This window comes from Streptomyces sp. NPDC005151 (assembly GCF_053599875.1).
Window position 1 is genome coordinate 15,407 of sequence record NZ_JBSFYR010000079.1, and the last position, 20,910, is coordinate 36,316.

At 70.9% G+C, this 20,910-nt stretch carries 21 protein-coding genes, 1 pseudogene and 1 riboswitch; of the genes and pseudogenes, 10 read left to right on the forward strand and 12 right to left on the reverse strand.

What is annotated here, in order from left to right; genetic code table 11:
* Window positions 1-147 precede the first annotated feature (147 nt).
* The 3 genes and pseudogenes from ACWD6R_RS30845 to ACWD6R_RS30855 all read left to right on the forward strand — a co-directional run bounded on the left by ACWD6R_RS30845 (window position 148) and on the right by ACWD6R_RS30855 (window position 2,626).
* Window positions 148-719 (forward strand): annotated as a pseudogene (locus tag ACWD6R_RS30845) (hypothetical protein).
* Between the two features lie 198 nt (window positions 720-917).
* On the forward strand, window positions 918-1,772 hold the full coding sequence (locus tag ACWD6R_RS30850; protein ID WP_451821703.1) for a GNAT family N-acetyltransferase: 855 nt from the start codon (window positions 918-920) through the stop codon (window positions 1,770-1,772).
* Entirely contained in the window at window positions 1,769-2,626 is an 858-nt protein-coding gene (locus tag ACWD6R_RS30855) for a lysophospholipid acyltransferase family protein (protein WP_451821704.1), read from the forward strand. Before ACWD6R_RS30850 ends, ACWD6R_RS30855 begins: the two co-directional genes overlap by 4 nt.
* On the opposite strand, the gene egtD is transcribed toward ACWD6R_RS30855, so the two are convergent.
* The 4 genes from egtD to egtA are packed head-to-tail and all read right to left on the reverse strand — an operon-like array spanning window position 2,569 to window position 6,951.
* Window positions 2,569-3,531, reverse strand: a complete 963-nt coding sequence (gene egtD / locus ACWD6R_RS30860) for an L-histidine N(alpha)-methyltransferase (protein ID WP_451821705.1) — start codon at window positions 3,529-3,531, stop codon at window positions 2,569-2,571. The two genes, ACWD6R_RS30855 and egtD, sit on opposite strands and share 58 nt — an antisense overlap.
* Window positions 3,528-4,283: an ergothioneine biosynthesis protein EgtC gene (egtC, locus tag ACWD6R_RS30865; RefSeq protein ID WP_451821706.1), complete on the reverse strand. Its 756-nt coding sequence runs from the start codon at window positions 4,281-4,283 to the stop codon at window positions 3,528-3,530. Before egtC ends, egtD begins: the two co-directional genes overlap by 4 nt.
* Window positions 4,283-5,617: an ergothioneine biosynthesis protein EgtB gene (gene egtB, locus ACWD6R_RS30870; RefSeq protein ID WP_451821707.1), complete on the reverse strand. Its 1,335-nt coding sequence runs from the start codon at window positions 5,615-5,617 to the stop codon at window positions 4,283-4,285. The genes egtC and egtB overlap by 1 nt, the downstream gene beginning before the upstream one ends.
* Window positions 5,614-6,951 (reverse strand): ergothioneine biosynthesis glutamate--cysteine ligase EgtA, encoded by a 1,338-nt coding sequence (gene egtA / locus ACWD6R_RS30875; protein WP_451821708.1) that lies wholly within the window; start codon window positions 6,949-6,951, stop codon window positions 5,614-5,616. The genes egtB and egtA overlap by 4 nt, the downstream gene beginning before the upstream one ends.
* A 147-nt stretch (window positions 6,952-7,098) precedes the next feature.
* Between egtA and ACWD6R_RS30880 the strand changes: the two genes are divergently transcribed.
* Window positions 7,099-7,953 carry a TIGR02452 family protein gene (locus ACWD6R_RS30880; protein WP_451821709.1) on the forward strand — a complete coding sequence of 285 codons (855 nt, stop codon included), beginning with the start codon at window positions 7,099-7,101 and terminating at the stop codon, window positions 7,951-7,953.
* Window positions 7,954-8,052: 99 nt separating this feature from the next.
* On the opposite strand, the gene ACWD6R_RS30885 is transcribed toward ACWD6R_RS30880, so the two are convergent.
* The 3 genes from ACWD6R_RS30885 to ACWD6R_RS30895 form a co-directional block, all read right to left on the reverse strand.
* On the reverse strand, window positions 8,053-8,547 hold the full coding sequence (locus ACWD6R_RS30885) for a type II toxin-antitoxin system PemK/MazF family toxin (protein ID WP_451821710.1): 495 nt from the start codon (window positions 8,545-8,547) through the stop codon (window positions 8,053-8,055).
* Between the two features lie 506 nt (window positions 8,548-9,053).
* A complete protein-coding gene (locus ACWD6R_RS30890) occupies window positions 9,054-10,571 on the reverse strand; it encodes a flotillin family protein (protein WP_451821711.1) in 1,518 nt (505 codons plus the stop codon).
* Window positions 10,572-10,709: 138 nt separating this feature from the next.
* The gene (locus ACWD6R_RS30895) at window positions 10,710-10,928 is read right to left on the reverse strand and encodes a hypothetical protein (protein ID WP_266978230.1); all 219 of its coding nucleotides are present in this window, start codon (window positions 10,926-10,928) and stop codon (window positions 10,710-10,712) included.
* Window positions 10,929-10,977: 49 nt separating this feature from the next.
* Between ACWD6R_RS30895 and ACWD6R_RS30900 the strand changes: the two genes are divergently transcribed.
* From ACWD6R_RS30900 to ACWD6R_RS30910, 3 genes are all read left to right on the forward strand, one after another.
* Complete coding sequence (locus ACWD6R_RS30900; protein WP_451821712.1) at window positions 10,978-12,000, forward strand: LacI family DNA-binding transcriptional regulator; 1,023 nt, start codon at window positions 10,978-10,980, stop codon at window positions 11,998-12,000.
* Window positions 12,001-12,056: 56 nt separating this feature from the next.
* Window positions 12,057-12,389 (forward strand): hypothetical protein, encoded by a 333-nt coding sequence (locus tag ACWD6R_RS30905; RefSeq protein ID WP_451821713.1) that lies wholly within the window; start codon window positions 12,057-12,059, stop codon window positions 12,387-12,389.
* Window positions 12,390-12,682: 293 nt separating this feature from the next.
* Complete coding sequence (locus ACWD6R_RS30910) at window positions 12,683-14,119, forward strand: aldehyde dehydrogenase family protein (RefSeq protein ID WP_451821714.1); 1,437 nt, start codon at window positions 12,683-12,685, stop codon at window positions 14,117-14,119.
* Window positions 14,120-14,229: 110 nt separating this feature from the next.
* Here ACWD6R_RS30910 and trxA read toward each other — a convergent pair whose 3' ends face one another.
* Window positions 14,230-14,601, reverse strand: a complete 372-nt coding sequence (gene trxA / locus ACWD6R_RS30915) for a thioredoxin (RefSeq protein ID WP_451821715.1) — start codon at window positions 14,599-14,601, stop codon at window positions 14,230-14,232.
* A gap of 117 nt (window positions 14,602-14,718) precedes the next feature.
* Here trxA and ACWD6R_RS30920 point away from each other — a divergent pair, with 117 nt between their 5' ends.
* Window positions 14,719-16,158 (forward strand): dihydrolipoyl dehydrogenase family protein, encoded by a 1,440-nt coding sequence (locus tag ACWD6R_RS30920; protein ID WP_451821716.1) that lies wholly within the window; start codon window positions 14,719-14,721, stop codon window positions 16,156-16,158.
* Between the two features lie 154 nt (window positions 16,159-16,312).
* On the opposite strand, the gene ACWD6R_RS30925 is transcribed toward ACWD6R_RS30920, so the two are convergent.
* The 3 genes from ACWD6R_RS30925 to ACWD6R_RS30935 all read right to left on the reverse strand — a co-directional run bounded on the left by ACWD6R_RS30925 (window position 16,313) and on the right by ACWD6R_RS30935 (window position 18,424).
* Window positions 16,313-16,480 (reverse strand): hypothetical protein, encoded by a 168-nt coding sequence (locus ACWD6R_RS30925; protein ID WP_451821722.1) that lies wholly within the window; start codon window positions 16,478-16,480, stop codon window positions 16,313-16,315.
* Window positions 16,481-16,690: 210 nt separating this feature from the next.
* Window positions 16,691-17,185 carry an Asp23/Gls24 family envelope stress response protein gene (locus tag ACWD6R_RS30930; protein WP_451821717.1) on the reverse strand — a complete coding sequence of 165 codons (495 nt, stop codon included), beginning with the start codon at window positions 17,183-17,185 and terminating at the stop codon, window positions 16,691-16,693.
* Between the two features lie 660 nt (window positions 17,186-17,845).
* A complete protein-coding gene (locus ACWD6R_RS30935; RefSeq protein WP_451821718.1) occupies window positions 17,846-18,424 on the reverse strand; it encodes a histidine phosphatase family protein in 579 nt (192 codons plus the stop codon).
* Window positions 18,425-18,550: 126 nt separating this feature from the next.
* Window positions 18,551-18,699: riboswitch (adenosylcobalamin (AdoCbl) riboswitch) on the forward strand.
* A gap of 3 nt (window positions 18,700-18,702) precedes the next feature.
* Between ACWD6R_RS30935 and ACWD6R_RS30940 the strand changes: the two genes are divergently transcribed.
* Together ACWD6R_RS30940 and ACWD6R_RS30945 are read left to right on the forward strand one after the other, a co-directional pair.
* Entirely contained in the window at window positions 18,703-18,921 is a 219-nt protein-coding gene (locus tag ACWD6R_RS30940) for a CbtB domain-containing protein (protein WP_358859456.1), read from the forward strand.
* Between the two features lie 28 nt (window positions 18,922-18,949).
* Window positions 18,950-19,723, forward strand: a complete 774-nt coding sequence (locus ACWD6R_RS30945) for a CbtA family protein (protein ID WP_451821719.1) — start codon at window positions 18,950-18,952, stop codon at window positions 19,721-19,723.
* Between the two features lie 67 nt (window positions 19,724-19,790).
* Here ACWD6R_RS30945 and ACWD6R_RS30950 read toward each other — a convergent pair whose 3' ends face one another.
* Window positions 19,791-20,351: a GNAT family N-acetyltransferase gene (locus ACWD6R_RS30950; protein ID WP_451821720.1), complete on the reverse strand. Its 561-nt coding sequence runs from the start codon at window positions 20,349-20,351 to the stop codon at window positions 19,791-19,793.
* Between the last annotated feature and the right edge of the window lie 559 nt (window positions 20,352-20,910).

The window sequence follows — 20,910 nt, forward strand, 5'->3', positions numbered from 1 at the left end:
AGAGGTCGACGTGGAGAACGTGGCGCGAACGGCCCTTGGCCAAATGATTGGGCCATACCAAAATCCAGCCACGCCCGTGCGAGCGCCGCCCGCAGTCCCCCACACCGGGTCCTGATTTCGTCGTGCCGTTTCGCAGAAGGTGACCCAGTGAAGAACCGCGTACTCATAGGAGCCGTCACGCTCGTTTCCACCGTCGCGCTGGGCGGCTGCGGCTACCTCTCGGGCTCGGGTGGCCCCGGCGACAGGACGGTGACGATCTGGCTGATGAAGGACAGTGTTTCCGCCGATTTCCTGGACCGTTTCAAGAAGTCGTACGAAGAGGAACTCCCTTCCATCCAACTGGAGTTCAAGATTCAGAGCTGGAGCGGAATCGGCCCCAAGGTCTCCGCGGCCCTGAAGGGCGACGACACCCCGGATGTCATCGAGGTCGGAAACACCCGCTGGCCGGCGCGAAATGGCAGGCGGACCTCGCCAGGACCATGAGCTACGTGCCGAACAAGGCGAGCCTCGCACATGCCATCGAGGGCCAGGAGGGCACCGCCGCGATGGCCGAGGGCGCCCGGCGCGGTCGCGCGACCCCCAACTCACCGCAGTGGGCGGCGGTCGAGGCCGAGAACCCGATCAAACCGTACATGTCGGCCGTTCTGCGGGGCGGTGACCCGCTGGCCGAGGCGAAGTCCGCTTCGGAACGGATCACCGCCGAGCTCGCGGGCAGCTGACCGGGCCGGGCCGCCGGACAGCCCACCGGGTCCGCCCGATCCGCCGCCCGACACCTCGGGATTCAGCCGTCGCACATCCAGGCTCTCCACAGCGGTCATGTCGAATCCAGCCGGTCACGGAAGAAGTAAGGGGCCGGGCCGTCGCAGCAGTGCGGCAGCCCGGCAGCCGCCCTTGCCGATCCGTCCCCGGAGACCGCCATGAACGCGCTGCCCACCCCTCCGCTCGTCGCCGGCCCTCTCACCTCCACCTCCTTCGCGCCGGAGCAGCCCGCCCCGGCACGGTCCGAAGCTCCCGCGCCGCCCTACCGCGTCTCCCTCGCCGTCACCCAGGACGAGGTGCGGGCCGCCCAGCGGCTGCGCCACCAGGTCTTCGCCGGTGAACTCGGCGCCCGGCTGGACGGGCCGGAACCCGGTCTGGACAGCGACGCCTTCGACGCGTACTGCGATCACCTGCTGGTACGGGAGCTCGCGACCGGCGACGTCATCGCCACCTACCGCCTCCTGCCGCCCGACCGGGCCCGTGTCGCCGGACGTCTCTACGCGGAGAGCGAATTCGATCTCGGCCGACTCGGACCGATCCGCGACGACATGATCGAGGTGGGCCGCTCCTGCGTCCACCCGGCCCACCGGGACGGCGCCGTCATCGCCCTCATCTGGGCGGGGCTCGCCCGCTACATGGAGCGCAGCGGGCACAACTGGCTGGCCGGCTGCTGCTCGATACCCCTGGCCGACGGCGGCGTGCTGGCCGCAAACTCCTGGGACACCGTACGGGCGAAGTACCTGGCCCCCGAGGAGTACTGGGTCACCCCGCACCGCCTCTGGCAGCCCAACGCCGCCACCCGCCCCGGCGGAGCCGCCGGGACCCCCGCGCGCACCGGACTCGCCGCCCTCCCGCCGCTGCTCCGTGGCTACCTCCGGCTCGGCGCCCGGGTCTGCGGGGCGCCCGCTCACGACCCCGACTTCAACGTCGCCGACCTCTACGTCCTGCTGGCGCTGCGCCGCACCGACCCGCGCTACCTGCGCCACTTCCTGTCTCTCGCCCCGCTGACATGAGCGCCTGGCTGCCCACCGCGCCCTGCACGCCGCACACCTGCGCCGGTCACGACGGCCCGGTGCGCGGCGCCCTCTCGGCCACGGCCCTGCTGCTCGCCGGGTGCACCCTCGTCCTCGTCGGCGCGGTGTGCGCCGCTCCCGTGTTGCTCCTCGGCGCGGGGCAGCGCGACCGGCTGATCCGGTGGTGGGCGTACGCGGTCGTGCGGGCGTTCGGAGTACGGATTCAGGTGACGGGCGACCCTGCGCCGACGGCCGGGGCGGATCGCGCCGGTGCTCCCGGTGCGCTGGTCGTCGCCAACCACATCTCATGGCTGGACATCCCGCTCGTCGCTGCCGTGTTCCCGGGCCGGATGCTCGCCAAGAGCGAGATCCGGCGCTGGCCGGTACTCGGCCCGCTCGCCACGCTCGGCGGCACGCTGTTCGTCGAGCGCGACCGGCTGCGGGCACTGCCCACGACCGTGCGCACCATCGCGGGGGCATTGCGCGGCGGGTCACGGGTGGTGGTCTTCCCCGAAGGCACCACCTGGTGCGGGCGGGGATCCGGTGGCCGGTTCCGGCCCGCTGTGTTCCAGGCGGCGATCGACGCGGACGCCGAGGTCCGTCCGGTACGCATCACCTACCGCACCGCGCGGACGGACGCGCCCGCGGCCGCTGCCGCCGCGTTCGTCGGTGACGATCCGCTCACCGCCTCGCTGTGGCGGGTGGTCACGGCGGCCGGGCTGACCGCCGAGATCCGCGTCCTGCCGCCGATCCCCGCGGGCACCCGTCCCGGCCGCCGTGCTCTTGCCCGTACCGCTCAGACCGCCGTGGCCAGCGACACCGCGAACCGGCCCGCGGAGTCCGTCCACCACTGAGTCAACGTGAGGCCGGCCGAGGCGAGTTCGCTCCGGATCCCCTCCTTGCGGAACTTCGCCGAGATCTCCGTACGCAGCTCCTCACCTGCCGTGAACGGCACCACCAGATCCAATTCCGGGATCTTCACCGTGAGGTCTCTGCGGGCCCGCAGACGCATCTCGATCCACTCCCGCTTCGGGTCCCACAGCGCCACATGGTCGAAGTCCGCCGGGTCGAAGTCGGCTCCCAACTCCCGGTCGACGACCGTCAGTACGTTCTTGTTGAACGCCGCAGTCACCCCGGCCGCGTCGTCGTACGCCGCGACGAGCGTCTCCTCGTCCTTCACCAGATCGGTGCCGAGCAGCAGCGAGTCACCGGGCGAGAGAAGCGACCGTACCGACTTCAGGAACACCGCCCGCTCGTCCGGCAGCAGATTGCCGATCGTGCCGCCCAGGAACGCGACGAGCCGCGGTCCCGGTGTGTCCGGCAGGGCGAGCCCATCGGTGAAGTCGGCGATCAGCGCATGGATCGACAGGTCCGGCCGTTCCGCGAGCAGGGTCTCGGCCGCGCCGCGCAGCGCGCTCTCGCTCACGTCGACCGGAACATAGCTGTGCAGCGCGGGCAGCGCGTCCAGCAGATGCCGGGTCTTCTCCGACGAGCCGGAACCCAGTTCGACCAGGGTCTGTGCCCCTGACGCCGCGGCGATCCCGGACGCGCGGGCGACCAGGATCTCCCGCTCGGCGCGGGTCGGGTAGTACTCGAGCAGCCGGGTGATCTCCTCGAACAGCTCACTGCCGCGCGCATCGTAGAACCACTTGGGCGGCAGGGTCTTCGGGTGCCGGGTCAGGCCGTGCAGCACATCGGCGCGCAGCGCCGCGTCCGTCGCGTCCGCCGGCAGGGTGCGGGTCAGCTGAATGGGACTCACTCGGTTGGCTCCTTGAGCGGGGTGAGCAGAACGTCGGTGCAGGTCGCGACGAGCAGGGTGCGGTCGGGGACCGTGCGCCAGTGCGGATCGTCGTCGTACGGCTCCGAGGCCACGACCGCGCTGCGGCCCGGCTCGGTGAGGTACCAGAGGGTGTCTCCCCAGGCCGTCGCCACGATGGTGGTGCCGTCAGTGAGCAGCAGGTTCAGCCGCGAACCGGGCGCCGCCTCCGCGATCTCGCCCACCGTGTCCGCGACGGCCTGCGGTATGTCGTCCCCCTGGGCGATCCGGTACTGCACGAGTGCCCAGACCAGGGCGGAGTCGCAGCGGGCGGTGAGGGTGAGGAGTTCGGCCGGGGGCAGCGTGGCGGCGAGCGGTGCCAGCGATCCGGGCCAGCCCTTCACCGCGCCGTTGTGGCTGAACAGCAGCCGACCCGAGGCGAACGGCGCGGCTGCCGCCTCGCCGTCCGCCCCCGGCTCGGTGGCGTCGCGTACGGCGGCCAGCAGTGCCGTGCTCCGCACCACCCTGGCCAGATCGGCGAAGGAAAGGTCGGCCCAGATGGGCCCCTGGCGCCGGTAGCAACCGGGCACCGGGTCGTCGTCCGCGTACCAGCCCACTCCGAAACCGTCCGCGTTGACGGTCCCGTACTTCTGCTGCCGGGGCTGCCAGGACTGCCGGACCAACGCGTGGGACGGCTGCGCCAGCACCGTGCCGAGCGCAACCGGTGGCCCGACATAAGCAATATGACGGCACATCAGAGATCCCTCGCGGTCCGGAATCCGGAGAAGATCTGGCGCCGCACCGGCAGATCCCAGTTGCGGAACGTGCCCCGGCAGGCCACCGCGTCCACGGCGAACGAACCACCGCGCAGGACCTTGTGGTCGGGCCCGAAGAACACCTCCGAGTACTCCCGGTACGGGAACGCCGCGAAGCCCGGATAGGGGAGGAAGCCGCTCGACGTCCACTCCCACACATCACCGATCAACTGACGTACGCCGAGCGGCGATTCACCCGCCGCGTATGCGCCTGCCTGCGCCGGACGCAAGTGGCGCTGGCCCAGATTGGCCCGGTCCGGGGTCGGGTCCTCGTCGCCCCACGGGTAGCGGCGCGAGCGGCCCGAGCCCGGGTCGTGGCGCGCCGCCTTCTCCCACTCGACTTCGGTGGGCAGTCTGCGCCCCGCCCAGCGGGCGTACGCGTCCGCCTCGTACCAGCTCACATGGACCACCGGCTCGTCGGCGGGCACCGGCTCGGTCACCCCGAACCGGCGGCGCAGCCACTGCCCTGCGTCCCGGTGCCAGAACAGTGGGGCGGTCAGCTCGTGCTCGCGGACCATGGCCCACCCTTCCGGCGCCCACCAGCGCCGTTCGGTGTAGCCGCCGTCCTCGATGAAACGCTCGTACGCGCCGCAGGTGACCGGCGTCGTGTCGATGAGGAAAGCGGGGACGTCGCGCACATGGGCGGGCCGCTCATTGTCGAGGGCCCAGGGTTCGGTGGACGTTCCCATGGTGAACGGGCCGCCGGTCACCAGGACTTCGGCGGGCAAGGAGGCCACGTCGGTGGGCCGCGGCGGTTCCGGTGCGGTGAGTACGGCCGGACCCGACCTCAGCTGATGAGTGATCAGCATCGTCTCGTCATGCTGCTGTTCATGCTGGGCGATCATCCCGAAGGCGAAACCCGCATCCACGAGCGGGCGGCCGCCGGTCAGGGCGGTGCTGTCGAGGATGTCCAGGGCCCGGCCCCGTACCTCCGCCGCGTAGGAGCGGGCCTCGGCGGGCGGCAGCAGCGGCAGGGACGGACGGCTGGCCCGCGGATGTTCGAAGGCGTCGTACAGCCCATCGATCTCGGGCCGCATCGCCTCCCGTCCGGCGACGCCCCGCAGCAGCCACAACTCCTCCTGATTGCCGATGTGCGCGAGATCCCACACCAACGGCGACATCAACGGTGAATGCTGGGCGGTCAGTTCATGGTCGTCGACGCTGTCGGTGAGGAGCGTGGTGCGTTCCCGGGCGGTGAGGAGCGCCGCAAGAGCGCGCCGGCGGAGCGCCTCGGTGTCCAGGCCGGTGGCCGAGGGGGTGGGGGAGTGGGTCATGAGCCTGCCTTCTTTCCCGGTTCCGGACGGAGCGCCGCCGCGGGCATCGCATGCAGCGCCGGCCTCGACAGCAGTCCGGACAGATCATCGGCCGGACATCGCCCCCGGGCGACATAACGGTCGTGGAAATTCGCCACCGCCTCCTGCACAGCCTCGCTCGCACCCATCCGGGGCAGCGCTTCGCGGGCCAGCTGGAAGCAGACGGCGGCCACCGCCCGCAGTTCGGGGTCGGCCAGGCCGTCACGGGCTGCGCCGGTCCAGAGCGGGTTGCGCGGTGCCGACTGCGGGCCCGCCGTCTCGGCCAGCGGTTTGACGGTGCGGTACACGGTCTCGGCGGCCTCCGGGTCGTCGAAGAGAGCGGTGGTGACGGCGAGCGGCACGAGCCATCCGTCGTCACCCGGCTGCGCGTCGATCATGCGCAGTTCGAGATGTCCGCGCGGGCGCACCGGAGGAAAGAGCGTGCTGATGTGGTAGTCGAGATCGGCGCGCACCGGCGGCCGCGGCGCGCCCGTACGGATCCAGTCGCGGAAGGTCAGATCCTCCGGGACGGCCCATGGCCCCTCGCCGCCCCGTATGCACATCACCGGGGTGTCGAGCACATGCCTGGCCCAGGCGTCGCGCGGGGCCAGATGGCCCGGCGGCGCCAGACTCCGTACCGGATCGAGAACCGCCCAGATCGACTGGCGGGTGGACCGCAGTCCCGTCGGCCGGCCCTGCCGGTACGGCGAGTTGGCGAACGCCGCCACCAGCACCGCACCCAGCAGATGCGACAGCTGCCAGCGCCGCCCGTAGCCGAGTGGCCCCGGCTCCTCCTCACCGGCGTCCAGACAGACCTGGACGGATGCGGTGGTGCACATCATGGCGCGGCCGGCCGTACCCGACCGGTCGAGTGAGACCTCCATGGCGTCGTAGCGGGGCTCGTGCAGCAGACGGTGCGGCGGATGCCAGGGGTCGACGCCGACACCGACCGGTGCGAGGGCCTCCGCGTCGAGGGCGGCACGTACGGCGGCCAGATCGGTGGTCATGGCATCGATGCAGGCCATCAAGGAGTCGGCGGGGCGCGAGCTGAGCTCCAGCTGGCCGCCGGGTTCGAAGGTGAGCGCCGCACTCAGGGGCAGCGCGCGTACAGCGGCGACAGCCGCGTGGAGACGGTCGTGGGGGACCGGGGTCCGGGGGTGGTCACGGTCGTGGATGAGCCATTCGAGCTCGACACCGACCGTGTGGGGCGGGCCCGTCTTGAAGCAGATACATCGCAGTAAATCCTCTGCCTCCCCCTCGCCGATGGGGAGGTCGTACTCGGCCGGACCGTGGCCGACAGGTGCGTCCGGTGACATTCCGGGGCCTCCTTCTTCGGTGCGTCCGTACCACCCAAACCCTTGCCGGGAGATCGCACAAGGGGGCCCTTGTGCGACAGGAATTCGGTTGCATCCGGGCCTCGGAAGCACCGACCATGCCCGTATGCACCACACGGGGGAGTATTGATGAGCGCACGGCTTCGCGCCATCGCAAGAGAGACCGAGACCATCGTCGAGCAGGGGTTCTACCGTACGCCCGCGGGGCGTGAGGTGAGTATCGAGCGTGCTCTGGCCGCCGCGCTCTCCGGGACCCGGCTGTACGGGCCCGAGCCGGTGCCCGTCGCCGTTCTGGACTCCGGCCGCACCACGATTGTCGAGGTCACCGGCGAGAGCAGCCTGCAGGCGGCGCGCCGGATGACGGGCGAAGGGCCCGGCAAGGTCGCCGTGCTGAACTTCGCCTCCGCCCGTAACCCCGGCGGCGGCTATCTCAACGGCGCGCAGGCCCAGGAGGAGGCGCTCTGCCGCAGCTCGACGCTCTACGCCACCCTGCTGCGCGCCCCCGACCACTACGCCCACCACCGTGCCGAACGCAGCGCCTTCTACACCGACCGGGTCATCCACTCACCCGGTGTACCGGTGTTCCGCGACGACCGGGGGCGCCTGCTGGACATCCCGTACACCGTGGGCTTCCTCACCTCGCCCGCACCCAACGCCGGAGTGATCCGCAGCCGGACCCCCGAGGACGCCCCTCGTATCCCCGCCGCGCTCGCGTCCCGCGCCGAACGGGTGCTGGAGGTCGCTGCGGTGCGCGGATACCGCAGGCTGGTGCTCGGTGCCTGGGGCTGCGGCGTGTTCCGCAACGATCCGGCGCAGGTGGCAGGTACCTTCCGCGCGCTGCTCACCGACGGGGGCCGGTTCGCCGGGCATTTCGAGCAGATCGTCTACGGCATCCTCGACCGCGGTCCCGAATCGGCCACTCGTACCGCATTCGTTTGCGCGTTCGAAAAAGAGCTGCGGCCGTCGGGACCGGACACTCCCTGACCCTGCCGTTGAGCCAGAGGGGTGGACACCGACCGACACGGTGACGTTGAGCCAGAGGGGTCAACGTCAGCCGCAAGGGCCGCTTCCCGACCCCGCCGGTCAGTTCCAGCCGTAACGCTCCCGCAGCCGGCCGGCGACCAGATCGAACCGGTCCCGGTCCAGCGCGCACGCCTCGCGCCGCATCCCGTCCTCATGCACCCGCAGCACCCGGTCCAGATCGACCCAGGACGGCCGGCCGGAGCTGTCCCACGGCCCGGCGCCGAGGGCCACCCACTCGCGGTCCCGGTCGTGCTGCTTGCTGGAGAGCTGCACGACGAGCAGCGTGCCCGCCGCCTCCCGGGCCACCACCAGTACCGGGCGGTCCTTGCCGCGCCCGTCGTCCTCCTCGAAGGGCACCCAGGTCCAGACGATTTCGCCGGGGTCGGGATCGCCGTCGCGGTCGGGGGCGTACGAGGTGCGGAGCGGGCCCACGTCGTGCGGGTTCGCCTCGGCGGTCGCGGCGGGGCCTGAGCGCCCGGGGAAGTCGGCCGAGCCGTCGGCGGCGCGGGTGGAGTCCGAGAGGTACGTGCTGTCTGAACGGTGAGGGATGGTCATCGGAACACCGTAGGGGCTGTCCGGCCCATTCCGTGGACCGGGCCCGCCGAACGGGCAGCAGTCTCGGACCACGGTCATCGGACACGTGCCCCGCGGACGTGCGAGGTGCACCCCTCGTCACGCTCGCACGCCCGCGCTTGGCGTTTCTGGCGCACGGCAAGGTGTGCGGCCGCCGGACCGGTTGTGGCGCCGTTCCCCAGGCCGCGCCTGCCGGAGCGTCAGCGCCCTCATACTCACCGGTCTCGACGTCAACCGAAGGTTCAGGGTCGGACCCCGTCGCCGCGTTCGCACAGCTGCCCCGCCGGGACAGGAGGGCGCCTGCCGGAGCGTCCTCCGCCGCGCCGGCCACCTGCGGCGCCAGGGCCGTCGGCACCCGTCTGCCGGTGCTGCGTCGGCACGGGGTGGTCGACAGGGAGCTGTGGGCGCCGCATGTCGAGGACTTGGAGCAGTGGCCGGTCCTCGCCCGTGGCTGACGGACGAGGACCGGCCACACCTACCGGGAGCGGTCAGGAGGGTGTGCTCCCCTCCTGATCACCCGTCACCGGAATGCGCTCCTTGCGCGGCGACGGCGGCACGGCGGGCGTGACACCGTTGACCGGCGCCGAGGATCCTGCCGTCCCGCCCTTCTCGCTCATCGTGGACAGCAGCTGCCGGGCCAGACCCAGCCCCGTGCCACCCATCGTCAGAGCCTTCGCGAACATCTCCGACATCCCGTCGGCGCCGTTCAGGAGCACCATGTGGTCCACACTGCTGAAGGCACCCGCGCCCGCCTCGACGATCTCCGGCCACTTCTCCGCCAACTGCTGGGCGACAACGGCTTCCTGATTCTCCGCGAGGGCGGCAGCACGCGCCTTGATCGCTTCGGCCTCGGCCAGCCCCTTGGCCCGGGTCGACTCGGCCAGCGCCAGCCCCTTGGCCTGCGCCGCCGCTGCCTCCGCCTCACCGGTCGCCCGGGTCGCCGACGCGGCGGCGGCGCCGCGCGCCTTCGTGGCCTCGGCCTCCGCAATCGCCGCCGTCTTGACCCGGTTGGCCTCGGCGATCGCGGCGAGCTCCGTCTCCTTCGCATGCGCCTCGGCGGCCGAGATCCGGGCGTCGCGCTCGCCCTCCGCCAGCGTCCGCTTCTCGTACGCCTGGGCATCCGCGGGCTTCCGTACGTCCGCCTGCAGCTGCTGCTCGCGCCGCTGGGCCTCCAGTTCAGCGACCCGGGTCTCCTGGACCACGACCTCCTGCCTGGCCGCCGCGTCGGCGAGGGGTCCCGCCTGCCGCGACTTGGCCGCGGCCTTGTCCCGCTCGGCCTGATACCCGGCCTGCAGGATCTCGCTGTCGCGGGTCGCCTCCGACATCCGGGCGGCGGCCTGCTGCTCCGCCTCGGTGGCCCGCCGGTTGGCCTCGGCCTGCGCGATCCGGGCGTCCCGCTGCACCGCCGCGGCATGCGGCATGGCGAGATTCTTGATGTACCCGGTCGGGTCCTCGATCTCGTGGATCTGCAGCGAGTCGACGATCAGCCCGAGCTTCTCCATCTCGGTGCCGCACGCCGCCCGGGTCTGACCGGTGAGCTTCTCCCGGTCCCGGATCATGTCCTCCACGGTCAACCCGCCGACGATGGACCGGAGATGACCGGCAAACACGTTGTGCACCCGCTCCGACATCATCTTCTGCTGGTCGAGGAATCGACGGGCCGCATTGGCGATCGATACGAAGTCGTCGCCCACCTTGAAGATGACAACGCCGCGCACCCGCAGAGGAATCCCCTGATGCGTGACGCAATCGACGGACAGTTCCGTTTCGTTGAGATCCAGCGACATCTTCCGTACCGCCTGCACGCCGGGCACGACGAGCGTGCCGTGCCCGGTGACGATACGGAATCCCATGCCCTGTCCGAGGCCCTCGGTCTTGTGCTTGGAACCGGAGATGACGAGTGCCTCATTCGGCTCGGCCACCCGCCACATGAGCTTGAACAGGCCGATCAACACAATGATGGCAGCGAGTACGAGACCCGCCGTGACGCCGATGACCATCGGCATGCGCCCCCTTATCGCAGTACCCCGTCGGCACTGCTGAACAGAGGGATTCTTCTCCTGTGCGCGACGGCGGAGAAGAGGTGCGCGCAACCTTGCCGCAATCTTGACTGCCGCACCCGGGACGCCGGTCCTTCACACACCTCAACTGTCGTAAGCAGGAGCCACATAGACCGTGCGCGGCGGCAGATACTCGATCACCGTCACCACCGTCCCCGGCTCGATACGGACCCCCGGCGGGGCGGGATGGGCGAGGAAGTGCTCGGCGCCCCCACGGATCTGAACGATCACCTCACCGACCAGCCCCGGCCCCACCGTCCCGGTCACCCTGCCGAGCAGCCCCACCATCGACGAGTCATCCATGCCCCGGAGCGTACCCACCTCCAAGCGGTCTGGAAGACTGCCCGACGCCATGAGCCAGTTACCCAAGCAGCCCGCCGAAGGCCCCGTCCCGACCAGCGCCGACGTGGCGCGGCTCGCCGGGGTCTCGCGGGCCACCGTGTCGTACGTACTCAACAACAACCCGACCGTCCGGATCAGCGAGCCCACCCGCCGCCGGGTCAGGGAGGCGGCCTCCGAACTCGGCTATGTGCCGCACGCGGCGGCCCGGAGCCTGCGCGCCGGACACACCCGGACGGTGCTGATGCCCACCGGGAACCACCCGGCCGGTCCGCTCCACCACCGCTTCCTCCATGAACTCGAATCCGGGCTGCGGCGCCTCGACTACACCGTGGTCCAGCACGGGAGCCTCGGACTGGACGCCGACGACGCCGCCCGGGCCTGGGCGGAACTCCGCCCCGTCGCCGTGATCGCACCCGGCGGGGTCGCGCTCACTCCGCAGGGCATAGCCGTACTGCGACGTTCCGGCGCCAAGGCGGTGATCACCCTCGGCCCGCAACCGGTGGACGGCGCCCACGCCCTGGTCATGGACCAGCGGGAGGTCGGCAGTTGCGCGACCGGACATCTGCTGGAACGCGGACGACGCCGGATCGGCGTCGTCATGCCCGAGGAACCGGGCCTCGCCCTGTTCGCCGAACCGAGGCTGTCCGGAGCCCGGCGGGTGGCGGCCGATGGCGGAGCCCTCATCGAACCGTTGCCCCTGCGGTACGACGAGGAGTCGGCCGGCGCGCTCGCCGCCCGGTGGCGCACGCTCGGACTCGACGCCGTGTTCGCGTACAACGACGCCTATGCGATGCTCCTGATGCGGGCCCTCCAGGACGCGGGCATCGAGATACCGGGCGAGACGGCCGTGGTGGGCGCCGACGACCTGCTGCTCAGCAGGCTGCTGAGACCCCGGCTGAGCAGTGTGCGGATGGAACTGGCCACATCGCAGCCGCTGGCGGACCTCGTCGACCGGCTGGTGCGGCATCCGGGAGGCGTGCCGGAGCGCCATGACCTGCTGAGGGCGCGGGCGATCCGCCGCGAGTCCAGCTGAGGTGGGTTCAGCGCGGCAACGTGCGCGTCGCGCGTCGCTTGCTTAGCGTCATGACCATGAACCATCCGCAGAGTTACGAGATCCTGCTGGTCCCCGAGTTCACCGAAGGCCCCGCTGAGGCCCCGAAGGCCAAGGGCGCCTCCGAAGCCTCCGGAACCCCCGAGTCCGCCGATGCCGGCGGTGTCCGGTCCGCCGGCGCCCCTATCCGCTCTGCCGTCGTGGAGGCCACCGGCGAGACGGGGGCGTCGGGCTACCCTCGGTACGCCGGGGAGGGCATGGTGGCGGACATCGACCCGGCGACCCACACCGTGGAAGCCCTGCTCGTCGACGGTGCCGAACTGGACTACGGGCTCTCGGTCAGGATCTCGGAGCGGACCGCCGACAGCTGACCGTCCGTTCTGACAACTGCCTTTCAGAAGGCTGGAGTTGGGAAACCCGCTCGTGCGTGACGTCCGCACCGTTCCGCGCGCGCAAAAGGGAGCAGCAGTTCGATCAATTCCCTTTTCGATCGGTGCGGCGTGACTACGATGTTGCACGTTCAACCGGGCGAGATCACGTTCGATGGCCGAACGCAGCTCGCACGGCTGCACCGGATCGCGTAGTCCCGCGAGGCCGCGGCCGCACACCCCGCGCGCCCCACCGCATGGGACCACCCCTCGAACCGATCGACTGGAGAGTCTTCATGTCCCTGCTCGACCCCAAAGCCTGGCAGTCCCGCACGCTCGCGGGAGGTGAGTCGGATGTTGTCGAGCCCGCCACCGGCGAGGTCCTCGGACACGTCACCCTCGCCGCGCCCGAGGACATCGCGGCAGCCGCCGAGGCCGCGGTCGCTGCCCAGTCCGCCTGGGCCCGCACCCCGCACTTCGTGCGCGCGGCCGTCCTGCGCCGGGCCGGTGACCTGTTCACCGCCCACGCAGACGAGCTGCGCGAATGGCTCGTACGGGAGTCCGGATCGATCCCCGGCAAGGCCGACTTCGAGCTCCACGTCGCCGCCCAGGAGTGCTACGAAGCCGCCGCGCTCGCCTCCCGGCCGGCCGGTCAGGTTTTGCCCAGCGAGGACCAGCGGCTCTCCTACACCCGCAGGGTCCCGGTCGGGGTCGTCGGCGTCATCGCCCCGTTCAACGCGCCGTTGATCCTCTCCATCCGGTCCGTTGCACCCGCACTGGCCCTCGGCAACGCGGTGCTCCTCAAGCCCGACCCGCGCACCGCGGTCTGCGGCGGGCTCTCACTCGCCGCGGTCTTCGCCGAGGCCGGACTCGGCGAGAACCTGCTGCATGTCCTGCCCGGCGGCGCCGAGGCCGGACAGGCGCTCGTCGCCGAACCTCGCGTCCCGGTCATCTCCTTCACCGGCTCCACCACGGCGGGCCGCGCCGTCGGCGAGGCTGCCGGGCGGCTCCTCAAGCGTGTGCACCTCGAGCTCGGCGGCAACTCCGCCCTCGTCGTCCTGGAGGACGCCGACCTGAAGGGCGCTGTGGCCCAGGCGACCTGGGGCTCCTTCTTCCATCAGGGCCAGATCTGCATGACCACCGGCCGCCACCTCGTCCACGCCTCGCTGCACGACGAGTACGTCGAGCGGCTCGCCGCGAAGGCGGACGCGCTGGTTGTCGGCGACCCGCACCGTGAGCAGGTCCACCTCGGCCCGGTCATCGACCGCGGCCAGCTCGGCAAGATCCACCGGCTGGTCGAGTCGAGCACCGCACGGGGCGCGAAGCTCGCGGCGGGCGGCACCCACCGCGACCTGTTCTACCGGCCCACCGTCCTCACCCACGTCGACGACCAGACACCCGCCTACACGGAGGAGGTCTTCGGTCCGGTCGCCCCCGTGCGGTCCTTCGACACCCTGGACGAGGCCGCGGCGCTGGCCGCCGACAGCCCGTACGGACTCTCGCTGGGCATCGTCACCCGCGACACCGCCCTCGGCCTGGAACTCGCCGACCGGATCCCGACCGGCATCGCCCACATCAACGACCAGACGGTGAACGACGAGGCGGTCGCACCCTTCGGCGGCATCGCCGCGTCAGGCACCGGGGCGCGCTTCGGGGGCGAGGCCAACCTGGAGGCCTTCACCGACCTGCGCTGGACGACAGTCCGCCGCGAACCGGCCGGCCATCCCTTCTAGTCCGGCGGATCAGTCCGGCGGATCGGGGTCGGACACCCCCAGGGATGTCCGGAACGCCGAAGGGCCCGGCCGAACCGGCCGGGCCCTTCGGCGTCGCCCGCTCGCGCCGGCTACTTCTTTTCCTTCTGCTGGTCCTCGATGGACTTGCGGACCTCGTCCATGTCCAGCTTGCGGGCCTGCCCGATGACATCCTCGAGAGCCGTCTCCGGCAGGGCCCCCGGCTGGGAGAACACCGCCACATTGTCCCGGACGATCATCAGGGTCGGAATGGACCGGATCTCGAAGGCCGCCGCCAACTCCTGCTGCGCCTCTGTGTCGACCTTGGCGAAGACCAGGTCGGCGTGGCGCTCGGACGCCGCGTCGTACACCGGCGCGAACTGCCGACACGGGCCGCACCAGGAAGCCCAGAAGTCGATCAGGACGAACTCGTTCTCGCTGACGACCTGATCGAAGTTTTCCTTGGTGAGCTCTACGGTGCTCATGCTCTCGTTACCTCTTCCTGTGCCCGTTCGGACGTGTCCGGCACAACCGCGCCCGGTTCCGCGCTATTCCGCCTGCCCATGTGGCCACGGCTCACACGCACGGCCAGACTGTCCCCCATGACAGATGCTGTGGAGAACGCCGTGTACGACGTCGTGGTGATCGGTGCGGGACCTGTGGGTGAGAACGTGGCGGATCGGACCCGGGCTGCCGGACTGTCCACGGCGGTCGTCGAGACGGAGCTCGTCGGCGGCGAGTGCTCGTACTGGGCGTGCATGCCCAGCAAGGCGCTGCTGCGCCCGGTCGTGGCCCGCGCCGACGCGCGGAAGGTCCCCGGACTCAGCGCGGCGGTCCAGGGACCCCTGGACACGGCGGCCGTCCTCGCCCACCGTGACGAGTACGCCTCGCACTGGAAGGACGACGGACAGGTCGCCTGGCTGAAGGGGATCGGCGCGGACTTCTACCGGGGTCAGGGACGTCTGACCGGCACGAAGGAGGTCTCCGTCACAGGCCCTGACGGCTCCGAACACCGGCTGACCGCCCGGCATGCCGTCGCCGTCTGCACCGGCAGCCGCGCCGTCGTTCCCGACCTTCCCGGAGTCGCCGACGCCCGCCCCTGGACCAGCCGCGAGGCGACGAGCGCCAAAGAGGTGCCGGGCCGACTGGTGATCGTCGGCGGGGGAGTCGTCGGCGTGGAGATGGCCACCGTCTGGCAGGCTCTCGGCGCGCAGGTGACGATGCTGATCCGCGGCAAGGGGCTGCTGCCGAAGATGGAGCCGTTCGCGGGCGAGCTGGTCGCCGAGGCCCTCACCGAGGCCGGAGCCGACGTCCGTACGGGCGTCTCCGCCACCTCCGTGCGGCGTGCCGGCCCCGACGGACCGGTCACCGTGGAACTGGACAACGGCGAGCGCATCGAGACCGACGAGATCCTCTTCGCCACCGGCCGTGCCCCGCGCACCGACGACCTGGGCCTGGAGACGGTGGATCTGAAGCCCGGATCCTGGCTCGAGGTCGACGACAGCTGCCGCGTCGAGGGCAGCCACTGGCTGTACGCAGTCGGCGACGTCAATCACCGGGCACTCCTCACCCACCAGGGCAAGTACCAGGCCCGCATCGCGGGTGCCGCGATCGCCGCCCGCGCGCAGGGCGGCGTGCCGCCGGCGACCGGCCGCTGGGGCGCACACGCCGCCACCGCCGACCACGCGGCCGTCCCCCAGGTCGTCTTCACCGACCCGGAGGCCGCATCCGTCGGGCTCACCCTCGCCGCGGCCGAGCGCGCCGGGCACCGGGTCCGCGCCGTCGACCACGACCTCGCCGCCGTCGCCGGCTCCGGACTGTACGCGGACGGCTACCGGGGCCGCGCCCGCATGATCGTCGACCTCGACCGCGAGATCGTACTCGGCGTCACCTTCGTCGGCCCCGGCATCGGCGAGCTGCTGCACTCGGCGACGGTAGCCGTTGCGGGTGAGGTCCCCATCGACCGGCTCTGGCACGCGGTCCCCGCCTATCCGACGATCAGCGAGGTGTGGCTGCGCCTGCTGGAGGCGTACCGCGGCTGAGTACGGCTCCTGAGCCGATGCGTCGGCGTGTCCCGCCGTCCCTCCGAGGGACGGCGGGACACGCCGACGGGGTCCGTCGTCCCGCGCAGGCGCACGCTGCAACTACGTCCCCGAAGTGCCGGTGAGCTCACGGGGCGAAGCGTTTTTCCGGTTCTCACCAGTAGTGGCGCCGCCCACCGATCCCGTGGCCGACAGCACCGAGAATCCAGAGGACCGCACCGATCAGCACGAGGGCGACGCCGATGGTCCACAAGATGGAAATCCCGGCCGCCATGCCGATCACGAGCACAATGACTCCGAGGACGATCATTGCGTCCCCCAATCTTTCAGGGCCACCTTCGAGTATGCGCCGGACGGTGTGTCGCCGCGTGGCAGACGACTGCTGACGCTCGTACTGCCGTCCAGGGCCGCCGGGCGGTGGCGGGCCGGGGGCCCGGACAGCCCGACCGACCTCGTGAGACAGCCGGGGTTTCAGGCCGACGACACGTCCGGTGGACCCCCTCGACCAGGCGCGATCCGGTCCGGCGAACCGCTACGCGACCCGCCTCTCCGGCACCTGCTGTTCCTCTTCCTCGTCGGGCAGCTTCACGTCGCTCACCAAGATGTTGACCTCCACGACCTCCAGACCGGTCATCCGCTCGATGGCGGTGATCACCTCGGTCCGGACGTCGCCCGTGAGCTCGACGATCGAGTATCCGTATTCGACGATGATCGACAGGTCGACCGCCGTCTGGACCTCGCCGACCTCGACCTTGACACCGCTGGTGACGGACTGACTTCCCGCTCCGGGCACCCGCTCCCGCACGGCCCCCATACCGCGGGCGAATCCCCCTCCCATGCCCTGGACTCCGGGCACGCCCCGGGCCGCCAGCCCGGCGATCTTCGCCACCACGCCGTCGGCGATCGTGGTTCGGCCCCGCGACCCAGGTTCCGTTCGGCGGTTTCCGCCGTGCGGTCCTGCTCCGTGCGTGGCCTCGGATTGCGGGCGGGTGGTCTCGGGCCGGTTCACCTGCGTTTGATCGGTCATGGTCGGTCGCCCTTCCGAAGAGAAGGTGGATTCGAACGCCTTGGCCAGTTTACGTACCATTTGTCAGCATTGCTCGAGCGGCAGGGGTTGGTAACTGCTTGCCGGTGAGTGGCGCACGAGGACGGTTTAACTCGATCGTGTGATGGTGGGCTCGTGGGCTTGTGATGGTCTGGGCTGATCGGGGTAATTTGATCAGCGCGATCTGGGACGCCGGGTGCGGTGCCGGCGTGCGGGGCCCCTGCTCCACCAGCGAGATGGTTCAGGGCCTCCCCGTCGCCTCTGGCCGCGTCCATCTGGCCAGGTCGTGAGGGACTCTGCCCTTCCGGCTCGGACCACGGACAGGATCCGTGTCGCCGCCCGGTTGCGAAAGCGGACGACCAGTGCGCCCAAGACCGTTCGGGGCGTGCCAGTGCGCAGGACTCACTCCTGCTCACTGCTCAGGAACGGTATGTGGGCGGACCCACGGGCGGGCCCGCCGCGGAGGGGATGGGTGGGTGGGTAGGCTGCCCCTTCTCGTCCTCCCCGGTCCCGGTGTCGAGTAACTGGCGGCGTTGTGGGGGGTCCGGCCTCGGGCGCTCGCCTCAAGGTGCCGGCAGGGAGGGGAGGTACAGTCCGCCACCGGCAGGGCGGGCCGGTCCGGCGGCGGAGGCCGACGCCGGGTTACGGGGCGTCGGTTCCGGTGCTCAGGGACCGCCCGCAGCGCAGGTTCCACCGGCCGGACCGGCCGCTGAGCTCTGTCAGTGTCAGCGGGGCGACGTCCAACCGCCAGAACGCCTGCGGCGGAAGGCCCAGCGCATGCACGATCGCGGCGCGCACCACCGCGGGTTCGACCACGGCGATCACGCGGCCGTCCCCGGCGCCGTCCCGATGCAACGAGTCCAGCCAGCCGCCTACCCGCGCACACAGGTCCAGCAGCGACTCACCGCCGTGCGGTGCCGCCGAAGGGCCGGACAGCCAGACCGACACCGCCTCCGGCTCGGCCTCGCTCACCTCCGCCAGCCGCTGCCCGCTCCAGCGCCCCAAGTCCCAGCCGTGGAGGGCCGGTTCGGTCTCGGACCGCAGCCCCAACGCCTCGGCGGTCCCGGCGCACCGCTCGTCCGCTCCGCACACCCGGCGATCGGCGGCAGGCACCGCGGCAGCGGCCGCACGCGCCCGCCGGACACCGGACGCGTCGAGCGGGGCGTCGCCGTCGAAACGGGCTTCACGCAGCGCCGCATTGAGCGCCGGTGAGATCAACATCACTTGTACCGTCAACACCGGTGTCAACTCCCCGAACTGTGGCCTTTCGGGTAAGGACACCATGGCATCCGGGTCTCCCGGCCCCGCAGATGGCGCCATGGCGGCGCGTGCCCGCAGGCGGTATGGTCGCGACGAACATGACGACGGTGTGACGGAAGTCCGGTGAGAATCCGGCACGGTCGCGCCACTGTGAACCCGTACCCCTACGGGAAGTCAGACCCGGCACCGTCGTCTCAGGCACCACGATCGGGACGCGTGTTCCCCCAGGAGGTTCTGCCATGGCACAGACTGCTGCCCCCGCAACCGTCGCCACACCCGCCATCACCCCCATCTCGCTGAAGGCCATTGCCCCGTGGGCGGTCTTCTTCGGCATCCTCATGCTCGTCCTGCTGTACTTCGTCGGCGCCGAGCAGGGTGCCACCGCTGTCATCTCCGGCGAAGGTGTCCACGAGTGGGTTCACGACGGTCGCCACCTGCTCGGTTTCCCCTGCCACTGACACGCTGCGCACCTCAGGGGAACCGCTCATGAACTCCATATCTGTCAGAGCGCTGCTCGTCCGTGGCATGCTGGCCGGACTTGCCGCGGGCGCGCTCGCTCTTGCCGTCGCCTACTTCCTCGGTGAATCCCGGGTGGACGCGGCGATCGCGCTCGAAGAGGCTCACAGCCACGAGCACGGCGGCGGCGAGGAACTCGTCAGCCGCACCATGCAGTCCACGGCGGGTCTCGCCACCGGTGTCCTGGTCTTCGGTGTGGCGATCGGCGGCGTCGCTGCGCTGGTCTTCTGCTACGCCCTAGGCCGCATCGGCAGGTTCGGCCCGAGGGCCACGGCCGCATTGATCGCGTTCGGCGCCCTGCTGACCGTGTATGTCGTGCCGTTCCTCAAATACCCGGCCAATCCGCCGGCTGTCGGAAACCCCGACACGATCGGCCAACGCACCACCCTGTTCTTCCTGATGGTCGCCCTCAGCGTGCTGTTGGCCATCGCTGCCGTCATTTTCGGCAAGCGGCTGGCTCCCCGCCTGGGCAACTGGAACGCGTCCGTTGCCGCGTCCGCCGCCTATGTGCTCGTCATCGGGCTGGCCTACGCCTTCCTGCCCTCGTTCAATGAGGTCGGCAAGGACTTCCCGGCCAGTCTGCTGTGGGAGTTCCGCCTCTCCACCCTCGCCGTTCAGGCCACGCTGTGGACCACTTTCGGTCTGGTCTTCGGCTATCTGACCGAGCGGCTGCTGGTGCCGAAGACCGGCACGGTGACGGCCGGGGGCGGCACCACGTCCCACGCGGCCGCCGCTGCGAACTGAGGCGCCGGCCGACTCGTCGGCCGGATGACGGCAGAACCCGCCGGGATGCCCCGGCGGGTTCTGCCGTCTATGCGGCGTCCGTCGCGTCGGTCGCTTCAGCCACGTACGTCGCATCCGTTGTGTCCGACGCCTCCGACGCCTCCGACGTGTCCGACCAGTCGATCAGGAAGTGCTTCACCCGGTCGTCCGCCCTGACGAAGCGCATGCCTGCCGCCACCATGACGTGCTGGGACGCGATGTTGTCGAGGTCGGCATCGCCGTTCACGGCGGCGATGCCCTCGTCGCGGGCGAACTCCAGCAGCGCCCGCAGCGCCTCGGAGGCGTACCCCTTGCCGCGCGCCGCAGGGGTCAGGCCGTAGCCGATCGTCACCTGCCCCTCCGCGTTCGGAGCACCGTGAAAGCCCACTCCGCCTATGGCGTGTCCGTCCTGGCGGAGGCGGATCTCGTAGGCGCCGAACGGCTGGGGGCTGCCGGTGTCGGCGCAGTGCTCCAAGAAATGCCCGGCCCCGGCTGCGTCGCCGTCGGTGGGGTACTCCGGTGCCCATAGGGCACCCGGCCCCGGACGGCGGGCCACTATGTTCTCCGCCTCGGCGGGACTCAACGGGTGGAGTACGAGTCGAGGTGTCACAAGATCTCTCATGACTCGTCGGACTATCACGGCGGCGAGCTTCGGCGCACCGGAATTATCGGATTTTTTGCTGCCTGAAGGAGTGGGTAGCAGCGCTGGGTAACGCTGATACGTGGAGTGGGCCGATTCGATCCGTGCGGAGCGCAGGGTCCGCCTCGCCTACCCGCAGGCGTCCAGCGAACCCATTTATGAGCGGGACGTGGCCGCCGTGTTGGCGCGCGCTTCTTGACGACGCCCACCGCGGGGCGACGTGCCGCATCACGGGCCCCGGCCGACGCAGGCGGCACCTCCCAGGCCGACGCACGTGGACACGGCCGGGCCGCAGCTGTGGGCCCGGTCGGCATGAGTACGCCGACCGGGCCCACCGCCTTGCACCCACAGCGGCCGGGAAGGAGGGCGGGGCTTCCCCGTCGGACAGCGTCCGTCCCGAAGCCCCGCCGTCTCAGACCGACCGGCAATTGGGTGGCGGCGTCACGGGGCTGGGGCACGCACCTCGCGGCGTTGTCGTCCATCACCATGGCTCCGCCATGGCTCAATCCTCCGCCTTGCGATGCACGCA

What these genes read in the sequence shown, in the direction of transcription:
- egtA (WP_451821708.1), bottom strand. Translation starts at nt 6,951, where the DNA reads ATGTCACCGGACGCACCTGTCGGCCACGGTCCGGCCGAGTACGACCTC.
- ACWD6R_RS30905 (WP_451821713.1), top strand. Translation starts at nt 12,057, where the DNA reads ATGAACCATCCGCAGAGTTACGAGATCCTGCTGGTCCCCGAGTTCACC.
- egtC (WP_451821706.1), bottom strand. Translation starts at nt 4,283, where the DNA reads ATGTGCCGTCATATTGCTTATGTCGGGCCACCGGTTGCGCTCGGCACG.
- ACWD6R_RS30945 (WP_451821719.1), top strand. Translation starts at nt 18,950, where the DNA reads ATGAACTCCATATCTGTCAGAGCGCTGCTCGTCCGTGGCATGCTGGCC.
- ACWD6R_RS30910 (WP_451821714.1), top strand. Translation starts at nt 12,683, where the DNA reads ATGTCCCTGCTCGACCCCAAAGCCTGGCAGTCCCGCACGCTCGCGGGA.
- egtB (WP_451821707.1), bottom strand. Translation starts at nt 5,617, where the DNA reads ATGACCCACTCCCCCACCCCCTCGGCCACCGGCCTGGACACCGAGGCG.
- ACWD6R_RS30850 (WP_451821703.1), top strand. Translation starts at nt 918, where the DNA reads ATGAACGCGCTGCCCACCCCTCCGCTCGTCGCCGGCCCTCTCACCTCC.
- ACWD6R_RS30885 (WP_451821710.1), bottom strand. Translation starts at nt 8,547, where the DNA reads ATGACCATCCCTCACCGTTCAGACAGCACGTACCTCTCGGACTCCACC.
- trxA (WP_451821715.1), bottom strand. Translation starts at nt 14,601, where the DNA reads ATGAGCACCGTAGAGCTCACCAAGGAAAACTTCGATCAGGTCGTCAGC.
- ACWD6R_RS30900 (WP_451821712.1), top strand. Translation starts at nt 10,978, where the DNA reads ATGAGCCAGTTACCCAAGCAGCCCGCCGAAGGCCCCGTCCCGACCAGC.
- ACWD6R_RS30930 (WP_451821717.1), bottom strand. Translation starts at nt 17,185, where the DNA reads ATGACCGATCAAACGCAGGTGAACCGGCCCGAGACCACCCGCCCGCAA.
- ACWD6R_RS30855 (WP_451821704.1), top strand. Translation starts at nt 1,769, where the DNA reads ATGAGCGCCTGGCTGCCCACCGCGCCCTGCACGCCGCACACCTGCGCC.
- ACWD6R_RS30940 (WP_358859456.1), top strand. Translation starts at nt 18,703, where the DNA reads ATGGCACAGACTGCTGCCCCCGCAACCGTCGCCACACCCGCCATCACC.
- ACWD6R_RS30920 (WP_451821716.1), top strand. Translation starts at nt 14,719, where the DNA reads ATGACAGATGCTGTGGAGAACGCCGTGTACGACGTCGTGGTGATCGGT.
- ACWD6R_RS30935 (WP_451821718.1), bottom strand. Translation starts at nt 18,424, where the DNA reads ATGTTGATCTCACCGGCGCTCAATGCGGCGCTGCGTGAAGCCCGTTTC.
- ACWD6R_RS30880 (WP_451821709.1), top strand. Translation starts at nt 7,099, where the DNA reads ATGAGCGCACGGCTTCGCGCCATCGCAAGAGAGACCGAGACCATCGTC.
- ACWD6R_RS30890 (WP_451821711.1), bottom strand. Translation starts at nt 10,571, where the DNA reads ATGCCGATGGTCATCGGCGTCACGGCGGGTCTCGTACTCGCTGCCATC.
- ACWD6R_RS30895 (WP_266978230.1), bottom strand. Translation starts at nt 10,928, where the DNA reads ATGGATGACTCGTCGATGGTGGGGCTGCTCGGCAGGGTGACCGGGACG.